The 20,846-nt window shown below is 73.1% G+C and carries 22 protein-coding genes; 2 read left to right on the top strand and 20 right to left on the bottom strand.

All coding sequences use genetic code 11. From position 1 onward, the window contains the following. Positions 1–8: 8 nt before the first annotated feature. From GA0115242_RS42135 to GA0115242_RS36280, 8 genes are all read right to left on the bottom strand, one after another. Positions 9–1,586: a bifunctional glycosyltransferase family 2/GtrA family protein gene (locus GA0115242_RS42135; RefSeq protein ID WP_237549523.1), complete on the bottom strand. Its 1,578-nt coding sequence runs from the start codon at positions 1,584–1,586 to the stop codon at positions 9–11. A gap of 109 nt (positions 1,587–1,695) precedes the next feature. Beyond that, positions 1,696–2,241: a hypothetical protein gene (locus GA0115242_RS36310; protein WP_093835915.1), complete on the bottom strand. Its 546-nt coding sequence runs from the start codon at positions 2,239–2,241 to the stop codon at positions 1,696–1,698. Between the two features lie 10 nt (positions 2,242–2,251). After that, positions 2,252–2,758, bottom strand: a complete 507-nt coding sequence (locus tag GA0115242_RS36305; RefSeq protein WP_093835914.1) for a SigE family RNA polymerase sigma factor — start codon at positions 2,756–2,758, stop codon at positions 2,252–2,254. A 152-nt stretch (positions 2,759–2,910) separates the two neighbouring features. After that, the gene (locus tag GA0115242_RS36300; protein ID WP_093835913.1) at positions 2,911–3,495 is read right to left on the bottom strand and encodes a TMEM165/GDT1 family protein; all 585 of its coding nucleotides are present in this window, start codon (positions 3,493–3,495) and stop codon (positions 2,911–2,913) included. A gap of 69 nt (positions 3,496–3,564) precedes the next feature. Then, positions 3,565–3,894 (bottom strand): hypothetical protein, encoded by a 330-nt coding sequence (locus GA0115242_RS36295; protein WP_141721886.1) that lies wholly within the window; start codon positions 3,892–3,894, stop codon positions 3,565–3,567. 278 nt (positions 3,895–4,172) lie between these two features. After that, a complete protein-coding gene (locus tag GA0115242_RS36290; RefSeq protein ID WP_256089837.1) occupies positions 4,173–5,234 on the bottom strand; it encodes a PucR family transcriptional regulator in 1,062 nt (353 codons plus the stop codon). A 243-nt stretch (positions 5,235–5,477) separates the two neighbouring features. Continuing rightward, complete coding sequence (locus GA0115242_RS36285) at positions 5,478–7,007, bottom strand: SPFH domain-containing protein (RefSeq protein WP_093835910.1); 1,530 nt, start codon at positions 7,005–7,007, stop codon at positions 5,478–5,480. 311 nt (positions 7,008–7,318) lie between these two features. Next, positions 7,319–7,816 carry a hypothetical protein gene (locus tag GA0115242_RS36280; RefSeq protein ID WP_093835909.1) on the bottom strand — a complete coding sequence of 166 codons (498 nt, stop codon included), beginning with the start codon at positions 7,814–7,816 and terminating at the stop codon, positions 7,319–7,321. 179 nt (positions 7,817–7,995) lie between these two features. On the opposite strand from GA0115242_RS36280, the gene GA0115242_RS36275 reads away from it, so the two are divergent. Both GA0115242_RS36275 and GA0115242_RS36270 read left to right on the top strand, forming a co-directional pair. Then, positions 7,996–8,352 carry a PRC-barrel domain-containing protein gene (locus GA0115242_RS36275; protein WP_093835908.1) on the top strand — a complete coding sequence of 119 codons (357 nt, stop codon included), beginning with the start codon at positions 7,996–7,998 and terminating at the stop codon, positions 8,350–8,352. 111 nt (positions 8,353–8,463) lie between these two features. Beyond that, complete coding sequence (locus GA0115242_RS36270) at positions 8,464–8,661, top strand: antitoxin (protein WP_093835907.1); 198 nt, start codon at positions 8,464–8,466, stop codon at positions 8,659–8,661. A 25-nt stretch (positions 8,662–8,686) separates the two neighbouring features. Here the strand turns inward: GA0115242_RS36270 and GA0115242_RS36265 are convergent, their stop codons facing one another. From GA0115242_RS36265 to cofH, 12 genes are all read right to left on the bottom strand, one after another. After that, a complete protein-coding gene (locus GA0115242_RS36265) occupies positions 8,687–9,049 on the bottom strand; it encodes an ANTAR domain-containing protein (RefSeq protein ID WP_093835906.1) in 363 nt (120 codons plus the stop codon). A 135-nt stretch (positions 9,050–9,184) separates the two neighbouring features. Next, complete coding sequence (locus tag GA0115242_RS36260) at positions 9,185–9,424, bottom strand: chaplin (RefSeq protein WP_093835905.1); 240 nt, start codon at positions 9,422–9,424, stop codon at positions 9,185–9,187. 179 nt (positions 9,425–9,603) lie between these two features. Next, positions 9,604–9,993: a peptidase inhibitor family I36 protein gene (locus GA0115242_RS36255; protein WP_093835904.1), complete on the bottom strand. Its 390-nt coding sequence runs from the start codon at positions 9,991–9,993 to the stop codon at positions 9,604–9,606. A gap of 218 nt (positions 9,994–10,211) precedes the next feature. Continuing rightward, positions 10,212–11,747: an NCS1 family nucleobase:cation symporter-1 gene (locus tag GA0115242_RS36250; RefSeq protein ID WP_237549522.1), complete on the bottom strand. Its 1,536-nt coding sequence runs from the start codon at positions 11,745–11,747 to the stop codon at positions 10,212–10,214. A gap of 147 nt (positions 11,748–11,894) precedes the next feature. Then, the gene (locus GA0115242_RS36245) at positions 11,895–12,758 is read right to left on the bottom strand and encodes a nitrilase family protein (protein WP_218088662.1); all 864 of its coding nucleotides are present in this window, start codon (positions 12,756–12,758) and stop codon (positions 11,895–11,897) included. Beyond that, on the bottom strand, positions 12,755–14,239 hold the full coding sequence (locus GA0115242_RS36240; protein WP_093835902.1) for an NAD-dependent succinate-semialdehyde dehydrogenase: 1,485 nt from the start codon (positions 14,237–14,239) through the stop codon (positions 12,755–12,757). Before GA0115242_RS36240 ends, GA0115242_RS36245 begins: the two co-directional genes overlap by 4 nt. Positions 14,240–14,333: 94 nt before the next feature. Next, positions 14,334–15,125, bottom strand: coding sequence for an IclR family transcriptional regulator (locus tag GA0115242_RS36235; RefSeq protein WP_093835901.1), 792 nt, complete (start codon positions 15,123–15,125; stop codon positions 14,334–14,336). 120 nt (positions 15,126–15,245) lie between these two features. After that, a complete protein-coding gene (locus GA0115242_RS36230; protein ID WP_202556403.1) occupies positions 15,246–16,412 on the bottom strand; it encodes an ABC transporter substrate-binding protein in 1,167 nt (388 codons plus the stop codon). Positions 16,413–16,567: 155 nt separating this feature from the next. Further along, complete coding sequence (locus GA0115242_RS36225; RefSeq protein ID WP_093835900.1) at positions 16,568–17,386, bottom strand: ABC transporter permease; 819 nt, start codon at positions 17,384–17,386, stop codon at positions 16,568–16,570. Continuing rightward, complete coding sequence (locus GA0115242_RS36220) at positions 17,383–18,177, bottom strand: ABC transporter ATP-binding protein (RefSeq protein WP_093835899.1); 795 nt, start codon at positions 18,175–18,177, stop codon at positions 17,383–17,385. Before GA0115242_RS36220 ends, GA0115242_RS36225 begins: the two co-directional genes overlap by 4 nt. A gap of 35 nt (positions 18,178–18,212) precedes the next feature. Further along, positions 18,213–19,154, bottom strand: a complete 942-nt coding sequence (locus GA0115242_RS36215) for an ABC transporter permease (protein WP_202556401.1) — start codon at positions 19,152–19,154, stop codon at positions 18,213–18,215. 536 nt (positions 19,155–19,690) lie between these two features. Beyond that, a partial coding sequence (cofH, locus tag GA0115242_RS36210) for a 5-amino-6-(D-ribitylamino)uracil--L-tyrosine 4-hydroxyphenyl transferase CofH (RefSeq protein ID WP_107461575.1) occupies positions 19,691–20,846 on the bottom strand: 1,156 nt, incomplete at its 5' end.

Genomic DNA, 20,846 nt, shown 5'->3' with positions numbered 1-20,846 from the left:
GGCGGCGCTCATCGGCCCGTCCGTCCGCCGCGCCGGGCGCCGAACACCCAGACCTGGAAGAGGAGGAGGCGCAGCAGGGTCGCGGCGAGGTTGGCGCCGACCAGCACGGCGAGTTCGGTCGTGTGCCGCGCGCCGGGCGCGAGGGCGTGCAGGGCGGCGAGGGCCCCGGCGGTGAGCGCGAGCCCGATCGCGAACACGGCGAGCCCGCGCGACTGGTGACGCAGCATGCCGTCACGGCCGCGCACCCCGAAGGTGAACCGGCGGTTGGCGGTGGTGTTGGCGACGGCGCAGAGCAGCAGGGCGACGGCGTTGGCGGTCTGGGCACCGGCGGCGGGCCGCAGCAACGCGAAGAGCAACAGGTGAACGGCGGTGCTCACGCCCCCGACAACCCCGAAGCGAACAAGTCGGGACAGGCGCCCGGGGACGGGGAACAGGGGGGCGGTGGGGGCGGGGACGGGGAACACGGGAACGGGGAGGGGCGGCGCGGGGGCGGTCGACGCGGAGTCGGTCGGCGCGGGGGCGCTCGGCACGGAGTCGGTCGCCACGGGACCGCCCGCCCCAGGGAAGCCCGACCCGTGAACAGTCGGCCCGGGGACACCCGGCACGGAGCTGGTCGACGCGGAGTCGGTCACCACGGGGACGCCCGGCCCGGAAGCCCCCGCCCCGGAAGCATCCGGCCCGGGTATGCCCGGCCGGGGTATGCCCGGCCTCGGTATGCCCGGCCCAGGAATGCCTGGCCCAGGGATGGTCACCCCGGAAGGCGGCGGCCCCGTCGTGGTGCCGTGGGCGTCGTCGAGTCGGCCGGCGGCGAGGGCCCGGCCCACCCGGGCGATGCCGCGCAGGTCGGCGACGGCGGTGGCGACGAGGTCGACGCTGCTGCGGGGGTCGTCCACCCAGTCGACCGGCACCTCGTGGATGCGCAGTCCGGCCCGCTCCGCGATCACCAGCAGCTCGGTGTCGAAGAACCACCCGGAGTCCCGCACCAGGGGCAGCAGCCGGTCGGCGACGTCGCGCCGGATCGCCTTGAATCCGCACTGGGCGTCGGAGAAGCCCACCGCGAGGGTGGAGCGCAGCAGGGCGTTGTAGCAACGGGAGATCACCTCCCGCCGGGGGCCGCGCACCACCCGGGCGCCGGGGGCGAGGCGGGTGCCGATGGCGAGGTCGGAGTGTCCGGAGATCAGCGGGGCGACCAGCGGGAGCAGGGCGGCGAGGTCGGTGGAGAGGTCCACGTCGACGTAGGCGAGGACCGGCGCCGACGAGCGCGACCAGGCGGCGCGCAGGGCCCGGCCGCGCCCCTTCTCGGCGAGCCGCAGCCAGTCGGTGCCGGGGAGTTCGGCGGCCAGCCGGGCGGCGATCAGCGGGGTGTCGTCGGTGCTGGCGTTGTCGGCGACGGTGATCCGGAACGGGTAGGGGAACGTCTCCCGCAGATGTGCGTGCAGCCGCCGCACCCCGGCCTCCAGGTCGGTGGCCTCGTTGTACACCGGGACGACGACGTCCAGGACGGGGGCGGTGTGGCGGGCCGCCAGCGGCGCGGGCCTGGGCGGCGGCTCGGGACGCGAGGGGGCCACCGTTCCGGGTTCTGTCATGGTTCGTCCTTGTTCGTACGGTGCGCGGTGGAGGGGGCGGGAGGCGGGAGGGCATGCCGAGGGCGCCCGGGGCGCGGGCGGCCCGGGACGGACGGGGAGAAGGCGGGTGCTAGCCGGAGCCGAAGGTTCCGGAGGGCGGGGCGGAGATCTCGCCCGAGGGCGGCGCGGAGGTGCCGGGGTCCGACAGGGCGGTCCCGGTGGGGTCGGTGGTGCCCGAGGTGCTCGTGCCGCCGGGCCCCTGGGGGACGCCGGAGGTGGCCGAGGTCGCGGTGCCGGTGGAGGTCGCGCCGTCGCCGGTCGCCGGCGGGGCGCTGGTGGTGGAGCCGGGGAACGAAGGACGGAACGAGGGCGACCAGCTGGGGGACGGCGCCTCACCGGTCGGCGAGGGGCCGGTGATCTCGCTCGACGAGGGTCCGGACGCCGGGCCGGGGCGGGGCGCGGTGGGCTCCACCCGGTCGGTGCCCGCGGGCAGCAGGAACAGGCCGAGCCCGAGCCCGCCGACGGCGAGCAGGGTGCCGACGCCGACCTGCGCGGCGCGCGTCCGCCGCCGGGCCCGTACGCCCGCGTGGAGCCGGTCGCGGTGCCGGGGGTCGAAGGAGACGCGTTCCTCGGTGGTGCGCATGAGCTGCGCGAGCTGCCGTTCGAAGTGATCCATGACTCCTCCTTCACCCCACCGGCTCGATGACGTCGGCCAGGAGCAGACGCAGCCTGGCCACCCCGCGCGCGGCGTGCGAGCGTGCCGTGCCGACCGGGCAGCCGAGCAGCCGGGCGACCTGCGCCTCCGGCAGATCCTGGTAGTAGCGCAGGACGACGGCGGCCCGCTGCCGTGCGGGCAGCCGGGCGAGCGCGCTCTCCAGCCGGGACCGCTCGGCGACGGCCGTGGAGACGTCCCCGAGGGCCGCCACGTCGGGCAGGTGCTCGACGGGACGTTCGCCCCACCAGCGGCGCCGCGCCGATCGCGCCGCGGCCCGGACCATCACCTTGCGGGCGTAGGCCTCGGGCGCCTCGTCGGCCACCTTGGGCCAGGCGAACCAGAGCTTGACCAGGGCCTCCTGCACGAGGTCCTCGGCCCGGTGCCGGTCGCCGCCGGTGAGCAGCCGGGCCAGGTGGATCAGACTCGACCAGCGGGCAGCCGCGAACTCCTCGAACTCAGCGGTCCGAGTCTGTCCCATCCTTACCGTCCCTGGTCTCGCCGACTCCTTACACCTGGGGAAAGGCCCTGACCCGGCCCCCACGCTGCACCGCGGTGCGGTGATGTGGGTCACAGCGGAGCTGCGGCGGCCGGGTCAGGGCCTTCGGGGGTGCGGGACGCGCCGGGCGCGGGTCAGGCGGTGAAGGCCTCCACGAGCGTCCAGATCGCGAGGGCCGCCATGCAGGCCGCGCCGATCCGCTGGACGGTCCTGAGCGGCACGCGCTGCGCGATGAACCGGCCGACCAGCAGGGCGAGGGCGGAGACCGACATGAGGGCCGCGGCGGAGCCGATGGCGGTGGAGAGCCAGCCGTTGGTGGCGGCGAGGTTGGCGGTGGTGATCTGGGTGAGGTCGCCCCACTCGCTGATGAAGACGGCGGTGAAGGCGGTGCCGTAGACGGGCCAGAAGCCGGTGACGGTCTTGCCGCCGCCCTCCTCGTCCTCGTCGTCGTCCCCGGAGCGCAGCAGCATGAACGCGCCGAACGCGAACAGGGCGGCGGAGACCAGTTTGACCAGCATGCCGGGGAGCAGGCCGAGCAGGCTCCCCGCGCCGACGGCGATCACGACGTGCACGATGAACGCCGTGGAGGTGCCGAACCAGACGTACAGCGGGCGCATCCGGGTGCCCATGGCGAGCGACGCGAACATGGTCTTGTCGGGGAGTTCGGCGAGGAAGATCAGCCCGAAGGCGGTGATGATCGCCAGGGGGTCGAGAGTCATTCCCTGAGCTGCTTTCTGTCGTGGGCCGGGCACGGGTCGTCCGCGCGGCCCGGGGGGGGTGGAGTTCGGTCAGGGGACGGGCGGGACGTCGTGGTCCCGCATCCGGTGGCCCATGCCGTCGGCGGTGACCGACAGCCACTGCGCGGGCCCCAGGCCGTCGTCGCCGCGCCAGGCGGCACGGGCGACGTCGTCGAGGAGGGCGCAGACCCAGCAGCCGGGCACCGGCACGAAGGCGTTGCGCGGCGGATGCCCGCGCGGGTCCCCGAAGGCGGGGTCGTACCTGGTGAGGGGGCCCGGACGGGCGGAGCCGACGGCGGGCGCGGCAGGGCCGCCCGCGGACTTCAGCGCACGCAGGGCGGCACCGACACGGGCGAGCGGAGACAGCAGAAGCGGGGTCACGGTCCCGGACCAGCCTTCCCGCACGGGCGGGGGCTTCCGAGGACGACCGCGAGGAGACGGCGGCAGCTTCGGCCCCGCCGACGCGCATACGTCATCGACTCATGGGCCGAAGGTCTCGCCCACCCGCACACGGACTCTGCGGGCCCGGCCACCGGGATTCCCCTGGCGGGGTCTCCAGTGTGTCGACGACCGGTGTTGCGGGGCTACTCCCCTTCGCGACCACCCAGCATACAGATCGCCCCAGGTGGCGGCGAGCCGCGGTCCGCCACCCGGACGGCCTACAGCTCGGTCTGCGGCCAGCCGAGCAGCCGGGCGCCGATCACCGCGGTCTGGAGGGTGAAGCGGTGCATGGGGTCGGCCGGGTTGGTTCCGGTGAGGGTGTGGATGCGTTCGAGGCGGTAGGTGAGGGCGCGCACGCTCAGCTTCAGCCGGCGGGCCGACTCGGCGGCCACGCACCCGGAGTCGAAGTACGCCGTCAACGTGTCGACCAGGGGCTGCGGGCCGCCGCGGGCGTGCTCCAGCGGGCCCAGGGTGTTGCGCACCAGGTCGGCCATGGCCTGCCGGTCCCGGGTGAGCACGGGGTAGACCAGCAGGTCGACGGCGTGCAGCACCGGCGCGTCCAGGGCCAGCCGGTCGGCCAGGTCGAGGGTGTGCAGCGCCTCCTCGTACGAGTGGACGATGCCGCCGGGCCCGGGGTGGGCGCGGCCGACGGCGACCCGGCCGCCGCCGGTGGCGTCGTGCGCGAGCTTGGCGAAGAAGGTGAGGATCTCCTCCTGGTCGCCGGGCGCGATGCAGATCAGCAGGCCGCCCTTGGTGGCGAGCAGCACCCGGCGTTCGCTGAAGCGGGCGACCAGGGCGTTCTCGACCTGGCGGGTGGCCGGGTCGGTGTCGTCGAGGGGCGCGTCGCCCTGGCAGACGGCGACGGCGTGCGCGCGGGTGAGCAGCAGCCCGAACCGGGCGGCGCGCTCGGCGAGCCTGCCGAGGTCGCTGCGGCCGTAGAGGAGGTCGTCGATGAACTCCCGGCGGGCGGCCTCCTCGCGGCGGACGGCGAGTTTCTGGGCCCGCTCGTGGCCCTCGGCGAAGGCGTCGATGGACTGCTCGACAGCGGCCAGCACCCGGTCGGCGTCGACGGAGCGGAGCGTCGGCCATATCGAGCGGGTCGCCGCGAGGTGCTGGCGGACCAGGGCCCGCAGTCCGATGCCGGTCTCGGCGGCCCGCTCCCCCAGCAGCCGCCGCGACTCCAGCTCCGCGCGGGTGAGCCGCCGTCCGGTCGCGCAGACCTCGGCGAGGATCTGGTCGTAGCCGGTCAGATAGTCCTCGGCTGCCTCCGGCCCGTTCACGCGCCCTCCCCCGTCACCGCTCCGACACCCCGTCGCACGGGGCCCGTCCATACTGCCTGACGACCGGGGGGGGAGCCCGGCGGCGGCCACAACCGCCTCCGGACTCCCCCCTGCCTCCCCCGTCCCCCTCGGGCCCTCCCCCGCCGCCGGACTCCCCCGACCCCGGCGCCCCCGTTCCCCCGTTCCCCCGTGGGCGCCCCCGGGGTCTCCCCCGTCCCCCGTCCCCCCGGGGGCGCCCGGTGGTCAGCCGGTGATCTCGACCTTCCCGTTGGGCGCGGTCTGCGCCGGGGCGGGAGCGGCCGCCTCCGGACGCTCGGTGACGCCCTTCAGGAGCTTCGCGATGTCGATCCCCGTGGTGGCGCTGAGGAGTTCGACGCCCTGGCTGACGTTGTCGGCGACCACCTTCGGCAGCTTGCTCGCGCCGTCCGTGGAGATGACCGTCATCTTGTCGATGGCGCCCAGCGGCTCCGACGCCTTCGCGACGACCTGCGGGAGCACCTCGATCAGCATCTGGAGGACGGCCGCGTCGCCGTACTGCTCGAACGCCTCCGCCTTCTTGCGCATGGCCTCGGCCTCGGCCGCGCCCTTGGCGGCGATCGCGGAGGCCTCCGCCTCGCCCTCCAGCCGGACCGCCTCGGCGATGGCCGCACGCCGGGCGCGCTCCGACTCACCCTGCTTGAGGCCCTCGATGGCCTCCGCCTCGGCGAGCGCGCTGCGGCGGGACTTCTCGCCCTCACCGGTCAGCCGGGCCCGCTCCGCCTCGGCCTGCGCGGAGGCGATCTCCGCCAGCCGCTCGGCCTCGGCCTGCTTGACGCGGGAGACCCGGCGGGCCTCCGCCTCCTGCTCGGCGGCGTAGCGCTTGGCGTCGGCGGGCTTGCGGACCTGGGTGTCGAGCTGACGGTCGGTCAGCGCGGCCTGGCCCGCGGCCACCTTCTCCTGCTCGGCGAGGATCTCCTGCTGCCGGGCCGCGTCGGCGAGCGGTCCCGCGGCGGCGGCACGGGCGTACGCCTCGTCGGTCTCGGCCTTGATCTCCGACTGCTTCAGCGCGAACGTGCGCTGGGCGACGGCGATCTCCTCCTCGGCCTTCAGACGGGCCTGCTCGGCGGCGCGGCGGGCGACGGCCTCGGCGATGTCGGCGTCCTGCTTGGCGCGGGCGGCCTCCGGACGGCCGAGGTCCTCCAGGTAGGAGCCCTCGGTGGTGATGTCCTGGATCTGGAAGGCGTCGAGCACCAGGCCCTGCCCGGAGAGGCTCGCCTCGGCCTCCTCGGCGACCTGCCCGGCGAACGCGGCCCGGTCCCGGATGACGTCCTCGACGGACATCCGGCCCACGATGGCCCGCAGCGCGCCGGAGAGCACTTCCTGGGTGAAGCCGACGATGCCCTCCTGCTGCATCAGGAAGCGCTGGGCGGCGGCCCTGATGGAGTCCTCGGTGCCGCCGACCTTGACGATGGCGACGCCGTCGAGGTTGGCCTTGACCCCGCGCAGGGTGACCGCGCCGCGCACGGCGACCGGGATGTGCCGGGAGGACAGGTCGAGGGTGAACTTCTGCTGCACGAACGGGACGACGAAGACGCCGCCGCCGACCACGACCTTCTGGCCGCTGTTGTCGGTGAAGATCCGCCCGGTCTCGGGGTCGGTGGACTTCTTGCCGCGTCTGCCGGTGACGATGAACGCCTCGCTGGGCCCGGCCACCTTGTAGCGGCTGGCGACGACGAGCGCGATCAGGACGAGGAGTACGACGACTCCGACGACGGCGATGATGACTGGACTCATGTGGTCTCCCCTCGGCCCTCCCTGAACGAGGACCGCGCTTCGGTACTGCGTACGGACCGGGGGCGGGCGGCACCGCGCCTGCGGTGGCGGTCGGACCCCGATCGGGTCGGTGGCCGGCCGGACGGGTCCGGTCGGGTCCGCGGATGACCGGGCGGGTTCCGGTCGGGGTCCGCGGGTGGGCGGGCGGTCGCGGCCGGGGCCGCGGGTGGTGGCTCAGGGCTCCGTACGGTGCGGAGTCCTCGGCCGAACGGGTGGTCCCCGCCGGGTCCTGCCGGGTGCTCCCGGTTGCCGTTCGGGTCCCCGCCGTCAGGTCAGTGCTCGACCGGGCGGACGGAGACGGCCGTATGGGAGAGCGTGCGGTCGACCCAGATCTCGGTGCCGCGGGCGACCGGGACCTCGCTGCGGGCGGCGAACTTCACCGGTTGCCCGGCCAGCCGCACGAGCACCTCGCCGTATCCACCGGCGGGGATGGCGGTCACCACGGAACCGGCCGAGCCGACCAGGTCGGAGCCGTTCGGCGCGGCTCCCGAACTGTCGTCCATCAGGGCCCGGCTGAGCCGGTACGCGGCCCAGCCCGCGGCGGCCCCGGCCGGTATCCCGACGGCGACGGCGCCCGGGGTGCCCAGGCCGGTGGTGCCCAGCACGATCGCTCCGGAGAACCCGAGCATCGAGACGAACCCGGCGATCACCGGGAGGGACAGCAGTCCGTCGAAGAGGCCGTCGAAGAGACCTTCGAGCAGCCCGTCGAGGACGACCGACAGAGCAAGGAGGACGACCCCCGCGATGCCCAGACCGAGAAACCAGGTCATGTCATCCACCGCCCTTCCTTGCTCTTCCCCCGTCGGCATGAGCATGTTCACATGAGCGGGCGGTCGGGGACATTGCCTGATCCCGGCAATCTTTACGCGTTCTTAATGCCGCCCCGGGCCGCCGTCCGCCCAGGTATCAGGGACGTGATCAGGGGTACTCATGGTTCAGGAGGTCCACCATGTTCGAAGCAGGCGACATCCGTGACTGGCGAGGCCACGACGTGGTCGACCGCGGCGGCCACAAGATCGGCGTCCTGGAGTCCGTCTACGTCGACACGGCGACCGACGAGCCGTCCTTCGCCACCGTGACGGTGGGGCTCCTCGGCCGCCGCCGGCTGGTGTTCGTGCCGCTGACCGGCGCGACCGTCAACCCCGGCAGCCTGACCGTCGCCCACGACAAGGACCTGGTGAAACAGGCCCCGTCGATCGACACCGACGGAGAGCTGCTGGCGACCGACGAACCGGCCGTCTTCACCCACTACGGCCTGGAGTACACGACCGGCGCGGGCGGCGAGCGCCGTCTCGCCCGCCGCTGACGCCGACGGCCGCCCCCCGGACGGCCGCGGGCGGACTGGACAGCCGCCCCGGCCCCGGTGCGATCATTGCGACCCACCTGCTACTACAGCCCTGTAGAGGAATAGGTTCGCATGTTCGAGCAGCTCAAGAACATCAAGGACAAGATCGAGGACATCGCCGAGGACCACGGCGACAAGATCTCGGACGGCCTGGAGAAGGTCGGCGACTTCATCGACGACAAGACCGACGGCAAGCACTCCGACAAGATCGACACGGCCGTGGACAAGGCCCAGGACTACATCGCCGGACTCGGCGAGACCAAGTCCTGACCCCTTCCCGTCCGGCCCGCCCCCCTCACTCCGTGTCCCCGGGCGGGTCTGCCTCGGGTGGGTGAGGGGTGACGCGGCGCAGGACCGCGTCCAGGGCCTGGGCCACGTCCGGGGGCAGGGGTCGGCCCTGGGTCCAGGCGATGAGGTGACCGGCGACCGCGCGGAGCTTGACGTTTGTGTGCTGGGAGATCTCCCGCAGCACCTGGAACCCGTCGGCGGGCGTGGTCTTCGCCAGCGCGACGACGACACCGATCGCCTGGTCGACGACGGCGTGCGAGGCCACCGCCTCGTGCAGTTGCGCGACCTCCGTCTCCAGGCGGCGCACTTCGCGGTCGGCGGCGGGGGCCGGGTCGGGCGGGGGCGTATCGGGTGTGGCTGCGAAATCCATGGGTTCCTGCCGGGGCCGGGGCGGACGCCACAAGCCTGCCCCACAACCCGCGTCTCATCCAGCGCGCGGGAAGGCCCCGCCGGGTCCGAGGACTCGGCGGGGCCTGGCAGGTCCCGGCTCGGGAGCCGGCCTGGATCAGCCGTTGGAGCAGGCGTTGCCGACAGCGGGGTTCAGCAGGCCGACGACGTCGATGCTGTTGCCGCACAGGTTGACCGGGATGTGGATCGGGACCTGGATGACGTCACCGGACAGGACGCCGGGGCTGCCGACCGCCGTGCCGACGGTGGGGTCGGGGTCGGCCTGGGCCGCTGTGGCACCGAGGAGTGTCAGAGCGCCCGCCAGAGCGGCGGTCGTGGCCAGGGAACGCATACGCATGGAGTACCTCCGTGGAACTGCTTGCGGGGACGTTCCCATCACATCCCCGCCCGCGCTCCGGCGCCTGCGCTGATGAGCCGGAAGGGTGGCGTCGCCCCGTCAGGCGCCTGTCGGGCACCGCTCCACGGGACCGGCGCCCGACAATCCGGCACCGCCGTCGGTGCCGGAGCGGGCCGCTCCTACTGCTTCTTGAAGGAGTGGATGCGGTAGTCGCCCTGGAGGTTGCCGCCGCGCCCCGCGCGCGTGGAGCCGATCCGGCCGTGGAAGTTGGTCTGCCGGAAGTACTCGACGCGGTGTCCCGTGCTGTTCCACAGGGAGCGGACGTTCCTGCCGCGCCGGATGAAGCCGCACGCGTCGGCGGTGTTCGCCACCCGCGACGACGTCCACTGGCAGCGCTGGCCGGTGCCGTCCCAGCCGCTGTAGATGCAGAAGTGGCCCGGGTCGCAGCGGTAGGCCGCGGCGGCGGGGGCCGCGGGGGCGGGTGCGGGGGCGGCGGACACGGCGGGGGCTGTGCCGAGCGCCGCCACGAGGGCGAGCGAGGTGATGACGAGTGAGGTGACACGGCGCATGGAGATCGTTCCCTTGTCGCTTGTCGCTGGGTGCGTCGTCGGCGTCCCCCGACGACGGCTGCCTCCACTCTCGGACGCCCGGGACGGCGCCGGGCAGAGCGTGCGCGGGGGCGCGCGAGGCGCCTCGGCAGGGCGGGTTCGCCCGCCCGCCCGGCGCTGGGTCGGACATCCGCCGGTGCCCCGCGGGACCGCGCACGGCCGTGCCGGCGCCGTCCCGCTCAGCCCGCGACCCGCTCGCCCTCCCGCGCGGCGGGGCGGCGCGCGCGGACCGGGAAGAGCCTGCTGAACGCCGTGTGGAGGGCGATCCCGCCGAGGAACGCGACGGCCCAGTTGTAGTCGAACAGCGGCTTGAGGAACGGGACGTACCCCTCGGCGGGGAAGGGGCCCTCCCCGTTCTCGGAGTACGCGCCGCCGAGGGCGAGGAGCACGACGACGGCCAGGGTCGCGAGCGGGCGCCAGTTGAAGCCCTGCGCGTACTCGTACGGCCCGCCGCGCGTGTACAGCCCCTCGAGGTCGAGCACGCGCCGGCGCAGCAGCCAGTAGTCCGCGGTCAGGATCCCGGCGATGGCGCCGAGGAAGGCGCCGGTCACCCCGAGCCAGGTGAAGATGTACAGCTCGGGCGAGGAGAGCAGCCGCCAGGGCTGCATCAGGACGCCGACGACCCCGGCGATGATCCCGCCGGTGCGGAAACTCACGTACCGCGGAAGGACGTTGGAGAAGTCGTAGGCCGGACCGACCGTGTTGGCCGCGACGTTGACGGCGACGGTGGCCACGACGACGCACAGCAGCGCGAACAGGACGACGAACGGGTTGGAGAACCGGCTGACCAGGTCGATCGGGTCCCAGACGGCCTGCCCGTAGACGGCGACGGTGGCCGACGTGGTGAGGGCGCCGATCGTGGAGAACAGGGTCATCGTGATCGGCAGCCCCAGCGCCTGTCCGACGACCTGCTCCCGCTGGCCCCTGGCGAAGCGGGTGAAGTCCGCGATGTTGACGGACATCGTGGCGAAGTAGGCGATCATCCCCATCAGCGACGGCGCGAACAGCACCCAGAAGTCGGTGCCCCAGCCGAGCCGGGAGGGCGCGGCGGCGAGCGGGCCGAGGCCGCCCGCCCGGACGGCCGTCCAGACCAGCAGGAACGCGGCGACGACCAGGACGAGCGGCGCCGACCAGTTCTCGAAGCGCCGGATGGATTCGACGCCCCGGACGATGAGGGCGATCTGCAGGAGCCAGAACAGCGCGAAGGAGAGCCACAGCGTCTTCGGGTGCCCCGCCACCTCGCCCGCGTGGATCCAGGAGTCCCCGGCGAAGGCACCGGTGAGGGTGTAGACGGCCTCGCCGCCGACCCACGTCTGGATGCCGAACCAGCCGCACGCGGAGAGGGCGCGGAGCAGGGCGGGCACGTTGGCGCCGAGGGTGCCGAAGGCGGCGCGGGACAGGACGGGGTAGGGGATGCCGTACTTGGCGCCGCCGTGGCTGTTGAGCAGGATGGGGACCAGGACGATCACATTGCCCAGGGCGATGGTCATGACCGCCTGGTACCAGCTCATCCCGAGGTCGATGAGCCCGCTGGAGAGGTAGTACGTGGGGATGCCGTGGGCGATGCCCATCCAGAGCGCCGCGTAGTTGTAGGTGGTCCAGGTCCTGCGGGCCAGCGGCACGGGCGCCAGGTCCTCGTTGCTGAGCGGGCTCGCCCGGATGCCGCTCGGGTCGGTCAGCTCCACCTGTTCGTCGACGCGCTCGATCGCTCGCATAGCCGGGGTCCGTTCAGTGAACCGTGGGTCCATCCGGAGGCAGAAGTCTCCGGCCGGCGATGTCCTTGTGTCAATGGATGCGCGTGTTGTCCCGCTCCGGTGCGTCCGGGCGGATGTGCCGGACGCGGCCGGGGCTCCCGGACCCGCTCAGACGGCGCCTTCGGGCGGGCCGGGGCGGAAGTCGCCGGTGCGGTAGACGTCGGTGCGCCGGTCGGCGAGCGGCTGGTTGAAGGGGTTGCCGAGCCGCTGCGCGCGGGAGCCGATCAGGTCCACCCGCGCCAGGAGGACGGCCTCCCCCTCGCCGTCCGCCGGTCCGGCCAGCGGCCAGCCGTCCGGGCCCACGATCAGCGACCGGCCGACGAAGGGCTGGTCGCGCTCGGTGCCGACCCGGCTGACCCCGGCGACGTAGAGCTGGTTGCTGTGCGCCCCGGTGATGCACATCAGGTTGGCCATGGCCGGGACGTCGTCGGGCTGTCCCGGGACGGGCACCCAGTTCGAGGGGAGGGCGAGCAGGTCGGCGCCGCCGAGCGCGGCGCTGCGGAAGGTCTCCGGGAACCAGGCGTCGTAGCAGATGCCGACGGCGATGTTGCCCAGCGGCGTGCGGAAGACGGGGAAGCCGTCCTCCTGACGGTCGTACAGCTCCTTCTCGGCGTTCCACAGGTGCGCCTTGCGGAAGGTTCCGGCGTGCCCCTCCGGCCCGATCAGGACGGCCGCGTTGTACACCTTGCCGCCCGCGAGTTCGGTGATCCCGGCGACGATCCACAGGTCGAGTTCGGCGGCGAGCGCGGCCCAGGCGGAGGAGACGGGCCCGCCCGGGACCGGCTCGGCGTGCCTGCGGGCGTCGGCCCGGTCGGCGAACATGTACCCGGCGGAGGCCGCCTCGGGCAGGACGACCAGCCGCGCCCCGCCCGCCGCCGCCTCGCGGACGAGCCGGGAGGACGCCGCGATGTTGGCCGCGGGGTCGCCGAGGACGGGTTCGAACTGGATGCCCGCCAGGATGAAGTCCGTCACGGTGCCGCCTTGATCGCGAGGTATTTGACGCCGAGGTACTCGTCGATGCCCACCGCGCCGCCCTCCCGGCCGAGCCCGGAGTGCTTGACCCCGCCGAAGGGCGCGGCGGGGTTGGAGATGATGCCCTGGTTGAGCCCGACCATCCCGCACTCCAGCCGTTCGCTCACCCGCAGCCCGCGGTCGAGGTTCTCGGTGAACAGGTAGCCCGCAAGACCGTACTCGGAGTCGTTGGCGAGGGCCACAGCCGTGTCCTCGTCGTCGAAGGGGACGATCGGCGCGACCGGGCCGAAGATCTCCTCGGTGAGGGCGCGCGCCCCGAGCGGCACGCCGCCCAGCACGGTCGGCGCGAGGAAGTGGCCCTCCCCCGGGACGGGCCGGTCCCCGGTGAGCGTCTCGGCGCCGGCCTCGGTGGCGTCGTCGATCAGGGCGGTGACGTTGCGCACCGCCTTCGCGTCGATCAGCGGGCCGACCCGGGTGGCGGGGTCGAGTCCGTGTCCGACGGGCAGCGCGGCCAGCCGGTCGGCGAGCCTGCGGCCGAACTCACCGGCGATCGAGGAGTGCGCGTAGAAGCGGTTGGCGGCGGTGCACGCCTCACCGGTGTTGCGCATCTTCGCCTGGAAGGCGCCTTCCACGGCCGCGTCCAGGTCGGCGTCGGCGAAGACCAGGAAGGGGGCGTTGCCGCCCAGTTCCATGGAGGTGCGCAGGACGTTCCTGGACGCGGCGGCGAGCAGCGCGCGGCCGACCTCGGTGGAGCCGGTGAAGGAGAGCTTCCGCAGCCGGGGATCGCGCAGCAGGTGGTCGGTGACCTCGCCGGAGCGGTCGGTGGTGAAGACGTTCACCACGCCGGGGGGCGCTCCCGCCTCGCGCAGGATGTCCACCAGGGCCAGCATCGACAGCGGTGTCTGCTTGGCCGGTTTGACGACGACCGTGCATCCGGCGGCGAGCGCGGGGCCGATCTTCCGGGTGCCCATCGCCATCGGGAAGTTCCACGGGGTGATCAGGAGGCAGGGGCCCACCGGCTGACGCATCGTCACCACCCGGGAGCCGCCGCCGGGGGCGATGAGGTAGCCGCCGTCGATCCGCACGGCCTCCTCGGAGAACCAGCGCAGGAACTCGGCGGCGTAGGCCACCTCCGCCTGCGACTCGGCGAACGGCTTGCCCATCTCCAGGGTCATCAGCGCGGCCAGGTCGTCCCTGCGGGCCATGACCGTCTCGAAGGCCCGGCGCAGCACCTCGCCGCGTTCGCGCGGCGGCGTCGCGGCCCAGGACGCCTGGGCCCGCACCGCGGCGTCGAGGGCGTCGGTGGCGTCCGCCGCACGGGCGTCGGCGACCTCGGCGATCACCGTGCCGGTGGCCGGGTCCTCGACGGGGAGGGTGGCGCCGCCGCGGGGCGCGCGCCATTCGCCGTCGACGCAGAGGCCCTTGGGGGTCCGGTCCGCGACCTCGCGGGCGGCTCTGAGCCGCTCCTGGAGTGCAGCCATGGTCTCTCTCCTCGGTCGGGCCGCTGCCGCCGCTCGGCGGTGGGGCCGGGGGTGCCCGTCCGGGTGGACGGGTGGGCTCGGGTAACGGCATCGCCTAGAACTCCGCTGCCGTGGTGGGCAGTTCGATGCCGGTGACGCTCAGCAGGTCGCCGAGCTGGCGGGCCGCCTTCATGACGGGCTCGGCCACCTCGTCGATGCGCGAGCGGGTCAGCCGGTAGGTGGGGCCGCCGATCCAGACGGCGTAGGTGGTGGCCTGGCCGACGCGGACGGGGGCGGCGACGGAGGCCGCGCCCAGCTCCAGTTCGTCGTAGGCGGAGGCGTAGCCGCGGGTCCTGACCTCGGCCATGGAGTCGATGAACGCGTCGAGCCCGCCGAGCTGTTCGGGCGCGTGGGCGTCGAACTCCTCGCCGAACTCGGCCCGTACGGTCTCCGGTTCGAGGGCGCTGAGCAGGACCTTGCCGGTGGAGGTGGCCCAGACGGGCTGGGTCCTGGGGACGGGTTTGAGGGTCTGCCCGATCAGGGACGGTCCCGGCACCTGGGCGACGACCATGACCTTGGGCGCGAGCAGCACGTCGAACCCGGCGGTCTCCTTGGTCTCCTTGGCCAGGTCGCGCAGCACGTCCCGCATGTGCCCGTAGGCGCCGCCGCCGTCGAGGAGTCCGCCGACGATGGACAGCAGGCCGAGCGAGACGCGGTAGCGGCGGGTGACCGGGTCCAGGGTCAGCCAGCTCTCGCGTTCGAGGACGGTGAGGACCCGGTAGCAGGTGGCCTTGGGGATGCCGGACTCCCGCGCGATCTCGCTGAGTCCGACCCCTTCCGGGTGGGCCGCGACCGTGCGCAGCAGCCAGATCGTCCTGCGGACGAGCCCTGCTTCACTGGGTGCCATTGTTCCTCCGTCTGTCACGTCGAGATCACTGCGGGCGGTACGACCATCCTGGCAGGCGGGCCCGGTCCGGCTGTGCCGTACCGCCCGGCCCGGCGCACCCCCGGGGCGCCGCGGGCGCGGCTATCTGCCGCCGGCCGTGACGGTGACCTCCGTCGGCCGGTAGGAGGCTCCCGTGGTGTCGAATCCGTCGGCCTCGAGTTCCTTGAGGGCGCGCTCGGTCAGGTCGGTGCGGTAGGCGCCCGCCGTGGGCCGCTTCTTGAGGAGTCCGGCCTTGACCGCGATGTCGATGGTCTGGTCCCAGGCGGCCTTGTCCATCATGCCGACGCCGTTCTCGGCGGGCCAGACGAGCTTGTTGACCTCGTTGAGCATCCACGTCTGGTGGCCCTTGCCGAGCGCGCTGCCGTTCTTCAGGACGATGTCGACGCAGCCCTCCAGTTCGTCGCGGCAGTACCCCCAGCCCTCGTAGGTGGCCTTGAGGAACTTGACGGCGGTCTCCTGGTTGGCCTTCTTCGACAGCCAGCCGTCCCGGGCGTAGACGCCGTCCTCCAGGCTCTGGTAGCCGGCGTCCTGGAGGTTGATCGCGACGAAGTCCGAGGGGCGGTAGAGCTTTCCGGTCTTGGGGTCGGTGCTCTCCAGGAGCTGCGCGTACTCGTTGAAGGTCTTGGCCTGGGCCGCGTCGACCTCGTGCTTGAGCAGCAGCGACATGTCGAAGGGCTGCTGGATGATCTTGGCGTCCTTCTTGGGGTCGACGCCGGAGCCGCGCATCGCCGCGAAGAGGGTCAGCTCGTTGCCGTAGCCCCAGCTGCCGACCCGCTTGCCCTTGAGGTCGGCGAGGGTCTTGATGCCGGAGTCGGCCCAGGCGACCTGGAGGTAGGCGCCGCGCTGGAACTCCTGGCCGATGTTGACCAGGTCGGCGCCCTGTTCGCGGGTGACCATGGTCTTGGTGACGTGGGAGACGGCGAACTCGGCGTTGCCGGCCGACAGGACCTGCTGGGGCACGATGTTCACCCCGCCCTCCTGGATCGTCACGTCGAGGCACGCCTTGTCGTAGAAGCCCTTCTCCTTCGCCGCGTAGTACCCGGCGAACTGGGCCTGCGCGACCCACTGGAGGACGACGCGGACCTTCGTCCTCGACGCGCAGTCCTTGCCCGCCCCGGCGGCGGCCGGGCCGGTCGACTCGGACATGCCGCCGCAGGCGGAGAGCAGCAGCGCGGCGGCCGAGAGTCCGGCGGCGACGCGGGCGGGGCGGCGGACGGATCTGGAGAGGGGCGCTCGGTTTCTGGACACGTGGACCTCCGCGGGGAAGGAAAGAGGACGGGTGAGAGGCACCGGTGAACGGCGGCGCGGAATGCGCGGGGGAATGCGCACGCGCCCGTGCCGGTGAATGCGACGGTGAGGGTGACGGTGAATGCGGGAACGGCGGTCCGGGCGGGAGGCCGCCGTCAGGCGCTTTCCTCGTGGAAGGACTCGTGCCACGGCATGAGGAATCTCTCCAGCAGGGTCACCGCCCCGAAGAGGCCGAGTCCGAGCGCGCCGGAGACGAGAATTCCGGCCCAGGCGTAGTCGAACCGGGGAAGGGCGGCCTGGTAGGCGATGTACACGCCGAGCGCCTCGGTGCTGCCGCCGAAGTACTCGCTGACGATCACGCCGATGACGGCGAGGGTGGTGCCGAGCTTCAGCGCGTTGAAGAGGAACGGGAGCGCGTTGGGCAGCCGCAGCAGGAGGGACACCTGGCGCGGCCGGGCCGCGAGGGACTCCATGATCTCCAGGTGCAGGGGCTCGATCTGGAGCAGTCCCCTGGTGGTGTTGACGAAGACCGGGAAGAAGACCATGACGGCGGCGACCCCGGCCTTGGAGAGCAGGCTGGTCACGCCGAACCAGTTGTTGAAGATGGGCGCGAGGGCCACGATCGGCGCGCAGTTGATCAGGACGGCGGCGTTGAGCACCGGGCCCGACAGCCGGGGGAAGCGGCTGACCGCGAGGGCCACGCAGATCCCGCCGAGCGACCCCATGACCAGGCCGAGCAGGACCGGCTTCGCGGTGGACAGGGACGCGGACATGATCGTCCCGACGTCGTGCCCGAACGCCGCGGCGATCCGCACCGGGGTCGGCATGATGAACGCGGGGACGTCGAACAGGGTCACCGCCGCCTGCCACACGCCGAGCAGGACGACGGCGGTCAGCGCGACCGGCACCAGCCGCAGGGCGCGCGCCGCGGGCCCGGTCGTCCCGGCGGAGCCCGTGAGTCCGGGGGCGCTCATGCCGCCGCCCGCTCACTGGGCGCCTCGTGCAGGGCCCGGCGGACGTCCTTGACCTTCTCGAAGAACTCCGGCGTGGTGCGGGTCGCGGCGGTCCTGGGGTAGGGCAGGTCCACGTCGATGCAGGCCGCGACCCGGCCGGGCCTGGCGGACATCACCACCACCCGCGAGGAGAGGAACACCGCCTCGGAGATGCTGTGGGTGACGAAGACGACGGTGGTGCGGACGTCGCCCCAGATGCGCAGCAGCTCGCCCTGGAGCCGTTCGCGGTTCATCTCGTCGAGGGCGCCGAGGGGTTCGTCCATGAAGAGGATCTCGGGGTCGGCGGAGAGCGCGCGGGCGATCGCCACCCGCTGCTGCATGCCGCCGGAGAGCTGCCAGGGGTAGTGCCCGGCGAACTCGCGGAGCCGGACCAGCTCCAGCATCTCCTCGGCCTTGGCCCGGTAGACCTCCTTCTTCGCCCCCGCGACCTGGAGCGGGAGTTCGACGTTGCGCAGGACGCTGCGCCACTCGAAGAGCCCGGCCTGCTGGAAGACCATGCCGTAGTCGCGGTCGGCGCGGGCCGCGCCGGGCGCCTTGCCGTTGACGGTCAGGGTGCCGCTCGTGGGCGCGGTGAGGTCGGCCATCACCCGCAGCAGCGTGGACTTGCCGCAGCCGCTGGGCCCCAGCAGGGAGATGAACTCGCCCCGCCCGATGGTCAGGTCGATGTCCTCCAGGGCGGTGACCGCGCGGTCGGAACCGCCGTTGAAGACTTTGTTGACTTTGCGCACGGAGATGATTGCGGGCTCGGCCATCAGCGGCTCCTGGGGTGGTGGGTTCGCAACACGGCCTAGCGGGCGTGCCGGTGGCGGAGGGCGAGGCGCTCCAGCAGAGCGAGGACCTGCACGAGGAGGATCCCGGCGATCGCGGCGACGAGGACGGCGGCGTAGAGCTTCTCCGGCCCGTTCGAGTAGTAGTAGGCGGAGGTGAGGATCGCGCGGCCGATGCCGCGGCCGGTGCCCGCCGACAGCTCCCCCACGATGGCGCCCACCACGCTGGCGGTGGCGGCGAGCCGCAGCCCGGCGAAGACGTACGGGAGGGCCGCGGGGAACCGCAGCGACCACAGGACCCGGGCCGGTCCGGCGCCGACGCTGCGCATGAAGTCGAGCTGGACCTTGGGCGGGGACTTCAGGCCGCGCAGGGAGTTGATGGTGACCGGGAAGAAGGCGAGGTAGGCGGCGATCCCGGTGACCGCGGCCCACGGCGGCAGCCCGGCCTTGCCGCCCCAGATCACGATCATCGGGGCGATGGCGACCAGCGGCACCGTCTGGGAGGCGACCAGCCAGGGCATCAGGCCCTTGCTCACGGGTGCCACGTGGAGGAAGAGGACCGCCAGCGCGAGACCGAGGAGCGATCCGGCCGCCAGTCCGTAGAGGGCCTCGCGGAGCGTCACGGTGGTCTCGCCGATCAGGTAGACCGCGAGGGAGGTCGGATCGCCCGCGCGGGCGGGCTCGGCGAGCGAGCCCGCGATGGTCCACAGGTGCGGCATCGACAGGTCGTCGGTGGCGACCGGCAGGCCGATCCCGAGGACGGTGTCGCCGACGGCCCGGCCGAGCGCCTTGTAGCCCTCCCACAGACAGGCGAGGGCGGCCATGACGAGGAGGGCGCCGAGCGGGTCGGTGAGGCGGCGCAGGAGGGAGCCGCCGCGGCCGGGCGCGCGGGGTGCGGGGTCCGTCCGTCCGTTACGGGCCGCGGGCGGTCTTGGTGACGCAGAGATGTTGGTCGCGGTCATGCTCAGGCACTCTCCGAATCCTTCGGATGTGTCGGCCGGGGAGGGAATCCGTCGCCTCTGCCGGCCTGTCGAGCCACCCAGCCACTGGATCGCTGAGTGAACTGATGGTTCACGCTAGAGGGGTGGTCGAGTTCTCGTCAACGGTTTGGCCGAAATGCTTCTCGTCGTCCCGTCGGGCCCGCATTTCCCTCTCCGGGAAGGGCGATTGAGGGGTGTCGGGGCGCACGGCAATGCGACTCGGCGACCGGACCGAATGCCGTCCCGGCCGGGCGAATGCGGCCCCGCTGAACTCTCGGGAAAAGGAACGCGGGACGCGCCCGGAATTCCCGGAGGCCGGTGATCGGAAGTCGGTGAACGGACGACGGTGGACGAAAGTCGGTGAACGGACGACGGTGGACGAAAGTCGGTGGACGGACGGCGGTGGACGGAGGCCGGTGGACCGACGACGGTGGACGGAGGCCGGTGGACCGAAGTCGGACAGCGGACACGGGACGCGGCCCGGGTGGGGAGAATCAGCCCGGGTCGGGAGGCTCGGCCTAGGTGGGGAGAATCGGCAGGGCCGGGGCATGGGGTCGCCACACCCCGCCGTGCAGGCGGGCGGTCGCCTCGCGTTCCGCGCCGACGGTGCCGTAGGTGGTGGTCCGCATCCGGGCCGGGCGGCCGGCCGCGCGGGCCAGCGCCTCCAGGTCGTCCACGCTCCGGTGGCTGCCCTGTCCTGAACCGGCCATCCTGCTGATCGTCTCCTCCATCAGCGTGCCGCCGAGGTCGTTGACCCCGCCGCGCAGCACGTCGACGACCGTGTCGCGGGCCAGCTTCACCCAGCTCGTCTGGATGTTGCCGATCCTGCCGTGCAGCAGGATCCGCGCCAGGGCGTGCACCGCCCGGTTCTCCAGGACCGTCGGCCCCGGTCGGGCGATCCCGGCCAGGTAGACCGGGGAGTTGGTGTGGACGAACGGCAGGAGGACGAACTCCGTGAAGCCTCCCGTCTCCTCCTGGAGGCGTCCGATCAGCGTGAGGTGGTCGACCCAGTGGCGCGGGGTGTCCACATGGCCGTACATCATGGTCGCCGTCGTCGGGATGCCCAGCGCGTGGGCGGTGGTGACCACCTCGATCCACTGGGCCGCGGGGAGCTTGCCCTTGGTGAGGATCCAGCGGACCTCGTCGTCGAGGATCTCGGCGGCCGTGCCGGGCAGCGAGTCGACGCCCGCCTCCCGCGCGGCCTGGAGCCACTCCCGCACCGAAAGGTCCATCCTGGTCGCGCCGTTGACGACCTCCATCGGCGAGAAGGCGTGCACGTGCAGGCCCGGCGCGCGCCGCTTGACCTCGGCGGCGATGGCGAAGTACGCGCTGCCCGGCAGGTCCGGGTGGATCCCGCCCTGGAGGCACACCTCGCTCGCCCCGACCCGCCACGCCTCCTCGGCGCGGGTGCCGATCTGGTCGAGCGACAGGGTGTACGCGTCGGCGTCGGTGCGCCGCTGGGCGAAGGCGCAGAAGCGGCAGCCGGTGTAACAGACGTTGGTGAAGTTGATGTTGCGGGTGACCACGTACGTGACGTCGTCCCCGGCGGCCTCGGCGCGCAGGCCGTCGGCGAGCGCGGCCAGCGCCTCGATCTCGGCCCCGGGCCCGGCGTCCAGCAGCGTCAGCGCGGACCCGGTCGGCAGGCGGGCGGGTGCGGCCTCCGCCGCCCGCAGC

This window comes from Streptomyces sp. SolWspMP-5a-2 (assembly GCF_900091845.1).
GTDB classification, from domain to species: Bacteria; Actinomycetota; Actinomycetes; order Streptomycetales; family Streptomycetaceae; genus Streptomyces; species Streptomyces doudnae.
This window is presented reverse-complemented; position numbering and strand designations above follow the sequence as displayed.